General features: G+C 60.5%; 11 protein-coding genes. 7 read left to right on the forward strand and 4 right to left on the reverse strand.

Features of this window, described 5'->3' with window-relative positions:
• Window positions 1-242 precede the first annotated feature (242 nt).
• From ACA062_RS26790 to ACA062_RS26800, 3 genes are all read right to left on the reverse strand, one after another.
• On the reverse strand, window positions 243-1157 hold the full coding sequence (locus ACA062_RS26790; protein ID WP_497453736.1) for an ATPase: 915 nt from the start codon (window positions 1155-1157) through the stop codon (window positions 243-245).
• A gap of 107 nt (window positions 1158-1264) precedes the next feature.
• Window positions 1265-2257, reverse strand: coding sequence for an NAD-dependent epimerase/dehydratase family protein (locus ACA062_RS26795; protein WP_497453737.1), 993 nt, complete (start codon window positions 2255-2257; stop codon window positions 1265-1267).
• Between the two features lie 96 nt (window positions 2258-2353).
• The gene (locus tag ACA062_RS26800) at window positions 2354-3253 is read right to left on the reverse strand and encodes a LysR family transcriptional regulator ArgP (RefSeq protein WP_497453738.1); all 900 of its coding nucleotides are present in this window, start codon (window positions 3251-3253) and stop codon (window positions 2354-2356) included.
• A 96-nt stretch (window positions 3254-3349) separates the two neighbouring features.
• On the opposite strand from ACA062_RS26800, the gene ACA062_RS26805 reads away from it, so the two are divergent.
• From ACA062_RS26805 to ACA062_RS26815, 3 genes are all read left to right on the forward strand, one after another.
• Entirely contained in the window at window positions 3350-3751 is a 402-nt protein-coding gene (locus ACA062_RS26805; protein WP_497453739.1) for an ACT domain-containing protein, read from the forward strand.
• A 5-nt stretch (window positions 3752-3756) separates the two neighbouring features.
• The gene (locus ACA062_RS26810) at window positions 3757-4359 is read left to right on the forward strand and encodes a LysE/ArgO family amino acid transporter (RefSeq protein ID WP_497453740.1); all 603 of its coding nucleotides are present in this window, start codon (window positions 3757-3759) and stop codon (window positions 4357-4359) included.
• Between the two features lie 176 nt (window positions 4360-4535).
• Window positions 4536-5132, forward strand: a complete 597-nt coding sequence (locus ACA062_RS26815) for a superoxide dismutase (RefSeq protein ID WP_497453741.1) — start codon at window positions 4536-4538, stop codon at window positions 5130-5132.
• Window positions 5133-5337: 205 nt separating this feature from the next.
• Here ACA062_RS26815 and ACA062_RS26820 read toward each other — a convergent pair whose 3' ends face one another.
• Window positions 5338-5601, reverse strand: a complete 264-nt coding sequence (locus tag ACA062_RS26820) for a DUF6124 family protein (RefSeq protein WP_497453742.1) — start codon at window positions 5599-5601, stop codon at window positions 5338-5340.
• A 1376-nt stretch (window positions 5602-6977) separates the two neighbouring features.
• On the opposite strand from ACA062_RS26820, the gene ACA062_RS26825 reads away from it, so the two are divergent.
• The 4 genes from ACA062_RS26825 to ACA062_RS26840 all read left to right on the forward strand — a co-directional run bounded on the left by ACA062_RS26825 (window position 6978) and on the right by ACA062_RS26840 (window position 13438).
• The gene (locus tag ACA062_RS26825; protein WP_497453743.1) at window positions 6978-9041 is read left to right on the forward strand and encodes a putative bifunctional diguanylate cyclase/phosphodiesterase; all 2064 of its coding nucleotides are present in this window, start codon (window positions 6978-6980) and stop codon (window positions 9039-9041) included.
• Between the two features lie 233 nt (window positions 9042-9274).
• Window positions 9275-10621, forward strand: coding sequence for an imelysin family protein (locus tag ACA062_RS26830; RefSeq protein ID WP_497453744.1), 1347 nt, complete (start codon window positions 9275-9277; stop codon window positions 10619-10621).
• Between the two features lie 297 nt (window positions 10622-10918).
• Entirely contained in the window at window positions 10919-12346 is a 1428-nt protein-coding gene (locus ACA062_RS26835; RefSeq protein ID WP_497453745.1) for a di-heme oxidoreductase family protein, read from the forward strand.
• A 27-nt stretch (window positions 12347-12373) separates the two neighbouring features.
• On the forward strand, window positions 12374-13438 hold the full coding sequence (locus ACA062_RS26840) for an imelysin family protein (RefSeq protein WP_497453746.1): 1065 nt from the start codon (window positions 12374-12376) through the stop codon (window positions 13436-13438).
• The last annotated feature ends 11 nt before the right edge of the window (window positions 13439-13449 follow it).

The following is a 13449-nucleotide window of genomic DNA, read 5'->3' on the forward strand; positions in this document are numbered from 1 at the left end:
CGGCTGGGGGCTATGCACGAATATTCAGCGAACCACAGCTCAATGCGGTGAGGATGGGTGCGAGGAGCTCTTGTGGCGAGAGAGCTTGCTCCCGCTCGGCTGCGAAGCAGTCGCAAATCGGCCACCGCGGAATATCTGAAGAACCGCGGTGAATGGATTTAGGGCGGCCTCGCCACCCAGCGGGAGCAAGCTCGCTCGCCACAAAAAGCCGCCTCGCAGCAGATATGCTGTCAGCCAGACGATTACGGCCGATTGCGCAGCTGCTGCGCCAAAGTCTGGATCTGTGCCTGCAGGGTGTTGATGTTGCGCGTGACCTGGCCACGGAAGGCGTCGAATTCGGCGGTGGTGGCGCCTTGTGCCGCACTCGGACGATTGTCCTGCTGGCTCTTGAGGACAATCATGTCTTGCTCCAGACGATCGATGGCGGCGCTCGGGTTGCCTTGCTTCTTCAGCGCGGCGATGTCGGCGCCGAGGCTTTTCAGCTGAGCGTCAATCTTGCTGGTGTCGGACGGGGCACTTTTCAGCGCGGCCAATTCACCGTCCAACGCCTTGACCTGCGCCTGCAATTGCGTGTTGGCGCTCTGTTGTTCGGTGTTCTGGGTGCTCAACTGCGCCAGTCGCTTATCCAGCTCGGTGGATTGCGTAGTCAACTGCGCCAGACGCTTGTCCAGTTCAGTGGTTTGCGCAGTCATCTGCGCCAGACGCTTGTCCAGCTCGGAGGTCTGGCCGGCGACACCTTGCTGCTGCTTGCCCTGATCCTGAAGTTTGCTTTCCAGCTGTTTGATCTGCAGTTTCAGGGCTTCGCTGTCGCTGCTGACGTTGGTCTGGCTGGCGACCACCTTGCCGGAAATGTCCTGCAGGCGCCCCGCCGCGTCCTCGCTGATACGGGCGAAGCTTTCCTGAGTCGCCACCAGTTGCTGTTCCATCAGCGAGATTTGCTGAAAGCTCCACCAGGCAAGGCCGGCGAACGCAAAGAACAAGGCGCCGACCAGCGCCCACAACGGGCCGGTGCTCGGACTTTTGACCTTGACCACCGGCGTCGTGCGCGAACGCACCGAGGTGCGAGTGGTGGGCACAAAATCATCGTCGTCGAGGTTGTCGGCACGCAGGCTCGGTACATCGTCGAAGTCGTCGTTGGCATCGTTACGCATGGACATTGAGTCAACCTTTGTGGAACGCGGTGATGGCTTGATGCGGCGAGTATAACCCCCACTGCCGCACCGATTGACCCTGAACCCCCGGACTCGGTTCATTACCGGCTTTTTCAGTGGAGGTCCTGAGCCTTCCACCAGCCACAGAACTCATCCAGCGCGGTCCAGAGACTGACCTTCGGATCGTAATCCAGATAGTGGCGCGCCCGGCTGATGTCCAGGGTGAAATTTTTGTTCATGACCTGCATGCCCAGCCGCGACAGGGTCGGCTCGGGACGGCCCGGCCACAGCTTGCACACGCCTTCGTTGAGCGCCGCCACGGTGTAGGCCAGACCGAAGGACCGGTAGCGGGTGACCTGTGGCACGTCCATCTTGCGCATCACGTAATTGACCACATCCCACAACGGCACCGGCGCACCGTTGCTGATGTTGTAGGCCTTGCCCAGGGCTGAGCCCGTCGCCAGCAAGCTGCTGAGCAACGCTTCATTCAGGTTCTGCACGCTGGTGAAATCCACCTTGTTCAAACCGTTACCGATGATTGCCAGGCGACCTTTGCGTTGCATGTTCAGCAACCTTGGGAAAATGCTCATGTCGCCGGCACCCGTCACGAAGCGCGGGCGCAAGGCCAGGGTTTCGAGGCCGAATTCCTGGGCACCGAAGACCTTTTGCTCGGCCAGGTATTTGGTCGCCGCGTAGGGATGCCTGAAGCGCTTGGGCACCTGTTCTTCGCTCAATCCCAGATGATCGCGACCATCGAAATAGATCGATGGCGACGACAAGTGCACCAGGCGCCGAACCCGCTGTTTCAGGCAGGCTTCGACCACGTTTTCGGTGACCTGTACGTTGCCTTGATGAAAGTCCTGGTAGCGCCCCCACAACCCGACAGCGCCAGCGCAATGGACCACCGCTTCGACGTCCCTGCACAGGTCACGCGCCAGTTGCGGGTCACTCAGGTCGCCCTGAATGAACTCGGCGCCACGGCGCACCAGGTGTTCCACACTCTCGGCCCGGCGACCGTTGACCCGCACGTCCAGGCCTTGTTCCAAGGCGAAACGCGCAAAGCGCCCGCCAATGAAACCGCTGGCGCCGGTAACCAGAATCTTCATCAATTGCTCCAACAAATGCAGATGCAAGCTTCAAGCTACAAGCTGCAAGTTAAAAACGGTCCGCAAGCGCTTTACTTGCAGCTTGCAGCTTGACGCTCAAGGCTGCTCCCAAGGCACCAGCCATTGCTTCGATGAGCGCACCAATTGATCGGTGAGCAAGCCCAACAGCTGACCGCCATTGCGCCAATGATGCCAGTACAGCGGCACATCGATCGGCTTATCTGGCAACAGCTCGCGCAACACGCCTCGTTCCAATTGATCGCGCACCTGCAGCTCAGGCACCAGCCCCCAACCCAGGCCCGCCTCCGTGAGGCGGATAAAGCCTTCGGACGATGGACATAAATGGTGTTCGAAACCGCCGTCCACGCCCAGAGAGGCCAGATAGCGATGCTGCAGGAAGTCATCCGGACCAAATACCAGCGCTGGGGTTCGGGCCAACTGATCGGCCCGCACACCGTCAGGAAAATGCCGGGCAATGAAGGCCGGGCTGGCCAGCGCGCGGTAGCGCATCGCCCCCAGCAACACACTGCGCGCGCCAGCCACCGGGCGCTCGCTGGCGCAGACGCAGGCCGCCACCTCGCCGGCGCGCATGCGTTTGAGGCCGACGGTCTGGTCTTCGACCACCAGGTCCAGCAGCAGATGATGTTCGGCACAGAAGTCACCCACCGCCACCGCCCACCAGGTGGCCAGGCTGTCGGCATTCAGGGCGATGCGCAGGCGTTCCGGCAGCCCTTCTTCGTCCAGCGCCGGTACCAGGGTTTGCAGATCCCGCTCAAGCAAACGCACTTGCTGCACATGGTTGAGCAGCCGTCGGCCGATGTCCGTCGGGGCCGGTGGCGTCACCCGCACCAACACCGGCTGGCCAACCCGCGCCTCCAGCAACTTGATGCGCTGGGAGATAGCCGATTGCGACAATCCCAACACCTGCGCCGCGCGTTCGAATCCAGCCTGCTCGACCACCGCGGCCAAAGCAGAAAGCAATTTATAGTCGAACATCAGTTTTCCTAATGAGCGATCAGAAATATTGGTTTTTCTTATACAACGATGCACCGGAGAATAGCCAGCAAGCACTCTTGAAAAAGGACCCTCGACATGACTGGCGAAACATCATTGGCAACCCTGCTGCGCAGCATGAGCCCGCAACTCAACGTCGGCGAATACGTGTTCTGCACCCTGCGCGACGGCAAGCTGCCTGTTGGCCTGGAGATCGTCGGCAGTTTCCGCGAACAGGAAGGGCTGACGGTGATTCTCGAACGCTCCGACGCCGAAAAAGCCGGTTTCAGTTTCGACTACCTCGCGGCCTGGATCACCCTGAACGTGCACTCGGCCCTCGCAGCCGTCGGCCTGACCGCCGCGTTCGCCACCGCATTGGGCCAGGCCGGGATCAGCTGCAACGTGGTCGCCGGCTACTACCACGATCACCTGTTCGTCGGCCTGGCCGATGCCGAACGGGCCATGCAGGTGCTGCAGGACCTGGCAGCCAACGCGGAGTAAACCTTATGTGGCAAAGCTATGTGAACGGCCTGTTGGTGGCCGCGGGGCTGATCATGGCGATCGGCACCCAGAACGCCTTTGTGCTGGCCCAGAGCCTGCGGCGCGAACATCACCTGCCGGTGGCGGCGCTCTGCGTGACGTGCGATGCGTTGCTGGTGGCGGCCGGGGTATTTGGCCTGGCGACGGTGCTGGCGCAGAACCCGACCCTGCTGGCCTTTGCCCGTTGGGGTGGTGCGGCGTTTCTGCTGTGGTACGGCAGCCTGGCGCTGCGTCGGGCCTGCTCTAAACAGAGTCTGCAACAAGGCGAAAACCAGACCGTTCGCTCACTTCGGGCAGTCATGCTCAGCGCTCTGGCCGTGACCCTGCTCAACCCGCATGTCTACCTGGATACCGTGCTGCTGATCGGCTCCCTCGGTGCCCAACAAACGGAACCCGGCGCTTATGTCGTGGGGGCGGCAAGTGCGTCGTTGCTGTGGTTTTTCACCTTGGCGCTCGGCGCTGCCTGGCTGGCGCCGTGGTTGGCGCGGCCGAGCACCTGGCGAATGCTTGACCTGCTGGTGGCCGGGATGATGTTCACCGTAGCGTTCCAGTTAATCAGCGCCGGTTGATTTATTCCAAAAGGCTCTGGAACCTCTATTCCACACAGTTGTTGCGTGGTTATGCCGCACCCCCGGTGCTATGATCCGAACCCTGCGCCGCAAAGAGTACAAACTCCCCGGCGCTAGTTTGGCCGCCCGTGATCGGCCTTGCGCTCACCGCAACTGACCTGATTAGGAGAATCATCATGGCTTTCGAATTGCCGCCGCTGCCGTACGCACACGATGCCCTGCAGCCGCATATTTCCAAGGAAACGCTGGAATACCACCACGACAAGCACCACAACACCTATGTCGTGAACCTGAACAACCTGGTGCCAGGCACCGAGTTCGAAGGCAAGACCCTGGAAGAAATCGTCAAGACTTCCTCGGGCGGTATCTTCAACAACGCCGCTCAGGTCTGGAACCACACCTTCTACTGGAACTGCCTGGCGCCAAACGCCGGCGGTCAGCCAAGCGGCGCACTGGCGGACGCGATCAACGCTGCCTTCGGTTCGTTCGACAAGTTCAAGGAAGAATTCAGCAAGACGTCCATCGGCACCTTCGGTTCCGGTTGGGGCTGGCTGGTGAAAAAAGCTGACGGTTCCCTGGGCCTGGCCAGCACCATCGGCGCCGGCAACCCGCTGACCAGCGGCGACACCCCGCTGCTGACCTGCGACGTCTGGGAACACGCCTACTACATCGACTACCGCAACCTGCGTCCGAAGTACGTCGAAGCGTTCTGGAACCTGGTCAACTGGAAGTTCGTGGCTGAGCAGTTCGAAGGCAAAACCTTCACCGCTTAAGATCGATGCCAGTCAGAAAACCCGGCTTTTTTAAGCCGGGTTTTTTTATGCCTGCGGGAAAGTCTTGGGGTGGTAGTCAGGCCGCCTTCGCGAGCAAGCTCGCTCCCACATTGGCACGGTGCCAGGCACAATTCTCGCAGACACCCGCAATCCCCTGTGGGAGCGAGCTTGCTCGCGAAGAACGATAACGCGGTGAGCCTGCGATCTATTGTGGATCAACGTTATCCAGCGCGCGGTTCACCGCCAACTCCGCCAGCATGATGATCTGCGCAATGGCCAGCGCAGTGCTGCGTTGAGGGCCGGTCAGGTAGGTGGCGAAATCACTGGTGATGACGTTGGCAGAGGCTAATGACTCGCAGGCGTGGGCGAGGAGGGATTCGGTATCCATGTCCGGGACGATCATGAAGAGGGTGTTGGGGCGATAGGGTCTGGCGGTTTCGAAGGGGGGATCGGGAATTAATTTGTCCATTAAAACAATCCTTTTGCAGTGGCGCCACCCATTGCCGTTTCTCACACGGCGAAGTGGTGGCAGCTATGTGCGAGGTGAGAAAACCGGTTATGGACACCCGGCCAGACCGAAGTCTGCCCGCACACAGCCGCCATAACGCATAGACGGCCAGCGGATAAGCTGGCGGCGATTATGCGGTTACTGGCACTGGATGACCATAATTTGCCGGGTTCTCACGCCCGATCGCTGAGTATTCAGCGACAGTTAGAGGCTATTGAGTCCGCTTCCGACGGGCAACCTGAAAACTGTGTGGGAAAAGTCTGGCGTTTTTACATGTGCTTAAACAGGTAAAAGCGGAACGCGGAGCTTCCTTGGCGGGATTCTCACGAGCAAGCGTAGGAATGATCAATTGGGGCAGCAGGAATTGATCAATCGAACTATGATTTTTCATGGACCCGCCCTCGCTGTCGATGGCTATTTAGACTGCCACCGTGGCGCATTGACGCCTCGGCTTGGGCGAGTCCATCCAATTACAAGGGGTCTGGGTACATCTGCAGAATCAGGTCGGCTGGCAGGCCGCCAAGATCAAGATCAAAATCAAAATCAAAAGATCGCAGCCTTCGGCAGCTCCTACAGTGGGTCAGCGTACATCTGACAGAGATTGGTCGGCTGTCAGGCCGCCTTCGCTGGCAAGCCAGCTCCTACACTGAATCGGCGTACACCTGTCGCTCTTCACCACTCATCAGGCCGAGCGTTAGCTAGCCTGCAGCTTTTGATCTTGATCCACCCGCCCCTTCGGGATGCTGAGTGGAGGTGTTCATCCGGGGAGTGGCGCGTAGCGCCGTTCGACGCAGTCGAACACGCTGCATGTAGGTCGTCGCGAAGCAGACCGGAGGGCAGTGTCCCCGGATGAATACCGGAGCGAAGGAACGCCGAGCCCTAGCGAGGGGCCGGACGCCGGGGCGAGCCTTTTTGGGTACTTTTTTGGCGTTTGAAAAAAGTGCCTCGCCGTAAGGGCGAAACCATAGGCGGCCGTTACCGCAGCAACGGATATGTACTCAACCACCAAGAACCTGGTCGGCCCAAAGGCCGCCAAGATCAAAATCAAAAAATCCCAGCCTTCGCCAATTTCACACAATGAAACCAGCATTCACCCCCTTGCCCCAACGCCACAGCCGTCTAACATCTACCAGAAGGAAAATAAGGCAAAATCCCCCCTCAAGTTGAAGGACCCAACAACCGACACAGTACTAATAGGGAAATTACTCCCGGCAACAGCATTTCGGCCAACCCACAGGCAAATGCCCCTGTGCTGGATTGTCCCTTTGACTGCCATCACCGGATTGCCAATACTCATGGCAACTTGATGCTACCCGCATGGAACAAGGAATGACTCTTTGAAGCTGGAACTCAAGAACAGCTTGTCGGTGAAGTTGCTCCGGGTCGTGCTCCTGTCGGCATTGATCGTCGGCGTGGTCTTGAGCTGCGCACAGATCGTTTTCGACGCTTATAAAACACGCCAGGCCGTGGCCGGCGATGCCCAGCGCATCCTCGACATGTTCCGCGACCCCTCGACCCAGGCCGTCTACAGCCTGGACCGGGAAATGGGCATGCAGGTCATCGAAGGCCTGTTCCAGGACGACGCCGTGCGCCAGGCCTCCATCGGCCATCCCAACGAGGCCATGCTGGCGCAAAAGTCTCGTGAGTTGCAGCAATCCAACAGTCGCTGGCTGACCGACCTGATCCTCGGCAAGGAACGCACCTTCACCACCCAACTGGTGGGGCGCGGTCCTTACAGCGAATATTACGGCGACCTGAGCATCACCCTCGACACCGCGACTTACGGCCAGGGGTTTATCGTCAGTTCGGTGATCATCTTCATTTCCGGGGTATTGCGCGCCCTGGCGATGTCACTGGTGCTGTACCTGGTCTACCACTGGCTACTGACCAAACCGCTGTCGCGCATCATCGAGCACCTGACCGAAATCAATCCGGATCGTCCCAGCGCACACAAGATTCCACAGCTCAAGGGCCACGAGACAAACGAACTGGGGATCTGGATCAACACCGCCAATCAGTTGCTCGAGTCCATCGAGCGCAACACCCATCTGCGTCACGAGGCGGAAAACAGCCTACTGCGCATGGCCCAGTACGATTTCCTCACCGGCCTGCCAAACCGTCAGCAATTGCAGCAGCAACTGGACAAAATCCTGGTCGACGCCGGCAAGTTGCAACGGCGGGTCGCGGTGCTCTGTGTCGGTCTCGATGATTTCAAGAGCATCAACGAACAGTTCAGCTACCAGACCGGCGACCAACTGCTGCTGGCCCTGGCCGATCGCCTGCGGGCCCACAGCGGTCGTCTCGGCGCCCTCGCCCGCCTGGGTGGCGACCAGTTCGCCCTGGTTCAGGCCGATATCGAACAACCCTATGAAGCGGCCGAGCTGGCCCAAAGCATTCTCGATGACCTGGAAGCGGCGTTCGCCCTCGATCATCAAGAGATCCGCCTGCGCGCCACCATCGGCATCACCCTGTTCCCCGAGGACGGCAACAGCACCGAGAAGCTGCTGCAAAAGGCCGAGCAGACCATGACCCTGGCCAAGACGCGCTCGCGCAATCGGTATCAGTTCTATATCGCCAGTGTCGACACCGAGATGCGGCGCCGTCGCGAACTGGAAAAAGACCTGCGCGATGCCCTGGCCCGCAACCAGTTCTACCTCGTCTACCAACCGCAGATCAGCTACCGCGATCACCGGGTGGTGGGCGTCGAGGCGTTGATTCGCTGGCAGCATCCCGAGCACGGGATGGTACCGCCCGACCTGTTCATCCCGCTGGCCGAGCAAAACGGCACCATCATCGCCATCGGTGAATGGGTACTGGATCAGTCCTGCAAGCAATTGCGCGACTGGCATGACCAGGGTTTCACCGACCTGCGCATGGCGGTCAACCTGTCCACCGTGCAGTTGCACCACGCCGAGCTGCCACGGGTGGTCAACAACCTGCTGCAGATGTACCGCCTGCCGCCGCGCAGTCTGGAGCTGGAAGTCACCGAAACCGGCCTGATGGAAGACATCAGCACTGCCGCCCAACACCTGCTGAGCCTGCGTCGTTCCGGCGCACTGATCGCGATCGACGACTTCGGTACCGGTTATTCGTCACTGAGTTATCTGAAAAGCCTGCCGCTGGACAAGATCAAGATCGACAAGAGCTTCGTGCAGGACCTGCTCGACGACGACGACGATGCGACCATCGTTCGGGCCATCATCCAGCTGGGCAAGAGCCTGGGCATGCAGGTGATTGCCGAAGGCGTGGAAACCCCCGAGCAAGAGGCCTATATCATTTCCGAGGGTTGTCATGAGGGTCAGGGCTATCTGTACAGCAAACCCTTGCCGGCGCGGGAGTTGAGCGCTTATCTCAAGCAGGCTCAGCGCAGTAATGTGGCTGGTTTCAAGATTACCTTGTAGGAGCGAGCTTGCTCGCGAAAAACCTGCAGGCGACGCGTTCCTCCAGGCAGCACGCGTCATCGTTCACGTCCATCGCGAGCAAGCTTGCTCCTACAGGCAGGGTTCGATGGTCATGTGAATAAGAAATATTTCCAGGTACAACCCTTTACACATAATGCGAAAGATTTGCATTATGTCGCAGTTTTGCGCCTTTATTGCGCCATTCCACCCCCTCTCGAAGCAGGATGTTCGCCATGATTCGTATGCCTCTGGCTACCGCCAGTCTGTTGGCCATCGCTATTTCCCTCGCCGGTTGTGGCGAAGGCAAAGACAAGGCTGCCGCTCCGCAAGCGCCTACGCCAGCCGCCACCACCACGGCTCCGGCTGTTGCGCCTGCTGCTGCGGGTAACGTCGACGAAGCCGCTGCCAAAGCCGTTGTCGCGCATTACGCCGACATCGTCTTCGCCGTTTACAGCGATGCCGAATCCACCGCGAAAACCCTGCAAACCGCCGTCGACGCCTTCCTCGCCAAGCCGGACGCCGACACCCTGAAAGCCGCCAAGGCCGCTTGGGTCGCTGCTCGCGTGCCTTACCTGCAGAGCGAAGTGTTCCGCTTCGGCAACACCATCATCGACGACTGGGAAGGTCAGGTGAACGCCTGGCCCCTGGACGAAGGCCTGATCGACTACGTCGACAAGTCCTACGAACACGCACTGGGTAACCCGGGCGCCACCGCCAATATCATCGCCAACACTGAAGTCCAGGTCGGCGAAGACAAGATCGACGTCAAGGACATCACTCCGGAAAAACTCGCCAGCCTGAACGAGCTGGGCGGTTCCGAGGCCAACGTCGCCACCGGTTACCATGCCATCGAATTCCTGCTGTGGGGCCAGGACCTGAACGGCACCGGCCCTGGCGCCGGCAACCGTCCGGCGTCCGACTACCTGGAAGGCACCGGCGCAACCGGCGGTCACAACGAGCGTCGTCGCGCCTACCTGAAGTCCGTGACCCAACTGCTGGTCAGCGACCTGGAAGAGATGGTCGGTAACTGGAAGCCGAACGTGGCCGACAACTACCGCGCCACCCTGGAAGCGGAACCGGCTGAAAGCGGCCTGCGTAAAATGCTGTTCGGCATGGGCAGCCTGTCCCTGGGCGAACTGGCGGGCGAGCGCATGAAGGTTTCTCTGGAAGCCAACTCGCCGGAAGACGAACACGACTGCTTCAGCGACAATACCCATAACTCGCAGTTCTACGATGCCAAAGGCATCCGTAACGTCTACCTGGGCGAATATATCCGCGTCGATGGCAGCAAGATGACCGGCGCCAGCCTGTCGTCCCTGGTGGCCAAGGCTGACCCGGCTGCCGACACCGCCCTCAAGGCCGACCTGGCGGCGACCGAAGCGAAGATGCAGGTCATCGTCGATCACGCCAACAAGGGTGAGCACTACGACCAACTGATTGCTGCCGGCAACACGGCTGGCAACCAGATCGTCCGTGACGCTATCGCCTCCCTGGTCAAGCAGACCGGCTCGATCGAAGCGGCTGCCGGCAAACTGGGCATCAGCGACCTGAACCCGGACAATGCCGATCACGAGTTCTGATCAACGCTGGCTGAACAAAAGGCGACCTTCGGGTCGCCTTTTTTGCCCCTGCTGAACACCCCCCCTGTAGGAGCTGGCTTGCCGGCGAAGACGGTAAAACATTCAACACATGTGTTGGCAGTCAAGACGCCTTCGCCGGCAAGCCGGCTCCTACAGGTTCGGTGCAAGCCCGCGATGGCTTCGACGCGGTCTCAAGTCAACGCGCCCCACATCAACCAAACGATAATTCCTCTTATTCAATCTCCCCTGCCCTGTTAGACTTTGCGCCCTTGTTTTGCTCGTCTTGCAGGATGTCTGATGCCCTCGCTGCCTCTTCGCTTGTCCGCACTGTTGCTGGCCCTGGGCCTGAGTGCCTGCGATGACGCCCCGAAGTTCACCCGGGCCGAACCCGGTGAAGCCCGCTCCGGTGGCAGCGCGACCGTGCGCAAGACCGATCAGAATTCATTCTCCCTGCCCTCCGCCAACCTGCCGCCCTCCCGGCGCGTGGACTTCAGCGTCGGCAACAGCTTCTTTCGCAACCCGTGGGTGATCGCCCCGTCGACCACCACCGCGCGGGACGGCCTGGGCCCCTTGTTCAACACCAACGCCTGCCAGAACTGCCACATCAAGGACGGCCGCGGTCATCCGCCCGCGCCTGACGCGCCCAATGCCGTATCAATGCTGGTGCGCCTGTCGATTCCCGATACGCCGGCGTATGCCAAGGTCATCGAGCAACTCGGTGTCGTCCCGGAGCCCGTCTACGGCGGACAATTCCAGGACATGTCCGTGCCGGGTGTCGTGCCGGAAGGCAAAGTGCGCGTCGATTACACGCCCGTTCCAATTCGTTTCAAGGACGGCACTGAAGTCGAGCTGCGCAAGCCACGCCTGAACATCACCCAGCTCGGCTACGGCCCGATGCACCCTGACACGCGTTTCTCGGCCAGGGTTGCACCTCCAATGATTGGCCTGGGCCTGCTCGAAGCGATTCCCGACGAGGCGATCCTGGCCAATGCCGAGGCTCAGGCAAAAAACAAAAACGGTATCGCCGGACGCCCGAACCGGGTCTGGGATGACGCGCAGCAAAAAACCGTTCTCGGACGATTCGGCTGGAAAGCCGGGCAACCGAACCTCAATCAACAAAATGTCCACGCGTTTTCTGGCGACATGGGGCTGACCACCCGCCTGAGAACCGTCGACGATTGCACCGACGCGCAAACCGCTTGCAAACAGGCGCCCAACGGCAATGGCCCGGATGGCGAGCCGGAAGTCAGCGATAACATTCTGCGCCTGGTGCTGTTCTACAGCCGAAACCTCGCCGTGCCGGCGCGCCGCGATGTCGGCGCGCCTGACGTGCTGGCCGGCAAGAACCTGTTTTTCCAGGCGGGCTGCCAGTCCTGTCACACCCCCCAGTACACCACCGCCGCCAACGCCGCCGAACCTGAACTGGCCAATCAAGTGATTCGCCCTTACAGCGATCTGCTGCTGCATGACATGGGCGAAGGCCTGGCCGACCACCGCACCGAGTTCCAGGCCAGTGGCCGCGACTGGCGCACGCCGCCGTTGTGGGGCATCGGCCTGACGCAGGCGGTCAGTGGCCACACCCAGTTTTTGCATGATGGCCGCGCGCGCAATCTGCTCGAAGCCGTGCTCTGGCATGGCGGCGAAGCACAAGCGGCGCAGCAACAGGTTTTGTCTTTCAATGCCGGGCAGCGCGCTGCGCTGCTGGCGTTTTTGAATTCCCTTTAATACCTATTCCTCAAGCGGGAGCCCGACATGTTCCGTCCCAAATTGTTGTTCACCAGCCTTGCCGCGTTAGCCCTGGGCGCCTGTTCGCCTCAGGACCCGCAGGCCGTCACCTCGGCAGCCATTGCCAAGTCGGTGATTTTGCCGACCTACACGCGCTGGGTTGAAGCCGATCGCCAACTGGCCGTCAGTGCCCTGGCCTACTGCGAAGGCAAGGCCGACCTCGACACCGCCCGCGCCGACTTCCTGCATGCGCAAAAAGCCTGGGCCGAGCTGCAACCGCTGCTGATCGGGCCACTGGCCGAAGGCAATCGCGCCTGGCAGGTGCAGTTCTGGCCGGACAAGAAAAACCTGGTCGGCCGTCAGGTCGAGCAACTGGTCACTGCTCAGCCGCAGATCGATGCCGCCGCCCTGGCCAAGTCCAGCGTTGTGGTGCAGGGTCTTTCGGCTTACGAATACATCCTGTTCGACAGCAAGCCTGATGTGGCCAACGCGGAGCAGAAAGCCAAGTACTGCCCACTGCTGATCGCGATTGGCGAGCGTCAGAAACAACTGGCCGAAGATATTCTCAAAGGCTGGAACAACACCGATGGCATGCTCGCGCAGATGAGCAAGTTCCCGAACCCGCGCTACGCCGATTCCCACGAAGCCATCGCCGACTTGCTGCGGGTGCAAGTCACCGCCCTCGATAGCCTGAAGAAAAAGCTCGGCACGCCGATGGGCCGCCAGAGCAAGGGGGTGCCGCAACCGTTCCAGGCCGATGCATGGCGCAGCCAGTCTTCCCTGACGGGCCTGGAAGCCAGCCTTGCCGCTGCCAGGACCGTGTGGGAAGGGGTCGACAACAAAGGCCTGCGTGGCCTGTTGCCGAGCGAGCAGAAACCCTTGGCCGACAAGATCGACGCCGCGTATGCCGCCTCCCTGAATCTGTTCGCCAGCAACCAGCGCTCGCTGACTGAAATGCTCAACGACGATGCCGGCCGCCAGCAACTCAACGATATCTACGACAGCCTCAACGTCGTCCACCGCCTGCACGAAGGCGAACTGGCCAAGGCGCTGGGCATCCAACTGGGCTTCAACGCCAACGACGGTGACTGATGAGGGCAAGT

The organism is Pseudomonas sp. LBUM1679 (genome assembly GCF_059695565.1).

What these genes read in the sequence shown, in the direction of transcription:
- ACA062_RS26840 (WP_497453746.1), top strand. Translation starts at nt 12,374, where the DNA reads ATGTTCCGTCCCAAATTGTTGTTCACCAGCCTTGCCGCGTTAGCCCTG.
- ACA062_RS26835 (WP_497453745.1), top strand. Translation starts at nt 10,919, where the DNA reads ATGCCCTCGCTGCCTCTTCGCTTGTCCGCACTGTTGCTGGCCCTGGGC.
- ACA062_RS26820 (WP_497453742.1), bottom strand. Translation starts at nt 5,601, where the DNA reads ATGGACAAATTAATTCCCGATCCCCCCTTCGAAACCGCCAGACCCTAT.
- ACA062_RS26810 (WP_497453740.1), top strand. Translation starts at nt 3,757, where the DNA reads ATGTGGCAAAGCTATGTGAACGGCCTGTTGGTGGCCGCGGGGCTGATC.
- ACA062_RS26815 (WP_497453741.1), top strand. Translation starts at nt 4,536, where the DNA reads ATGGCTTTCGAATTGCCGCCGCTGCCGTACGCACACGATGCCCTGCAG.
- ACA062_RS26800 (WP_497453738.1), bottom strand. Translation starts at nt 3,253, where the DNA reads ATGTTCGACTATAAATTGCTTTCTGCTTTGGCCGCGGTGGTCGAGCAG.
- ACA062_RS26830 (WP_497453744.1), top strand. Translation starts at nt 9,275, where the DNA reads ATGATTCGTATGCCTCTGGCTACCGCCAGTCTGTTGGCCATCGCTATT.
- ACA062_RS26790 (WP_497453736.1), bottom strand. Translation starts at nt 1,157, where the DNA reads ATGTCCATGCGTAACGATGCCAACGACGACTTCGACGATGTACCGAGC.
- ACA062_RS26805 (WP_497453739.1), top strand. Translation starts at nt 3,350, where the DNA reads ATGACTGGCGAAACATCATTGGCAACCCTGCTGCGCAGCATGAGCCCG.
- ACA062_RS26795 (WP_497453737.1), bottom strand. Translation starts at nt 2,257, where the DNA reads ATGAAGATTCTGGTTACCGGCGCCAGCGGTTTCATTGGCGGGCGCTTT.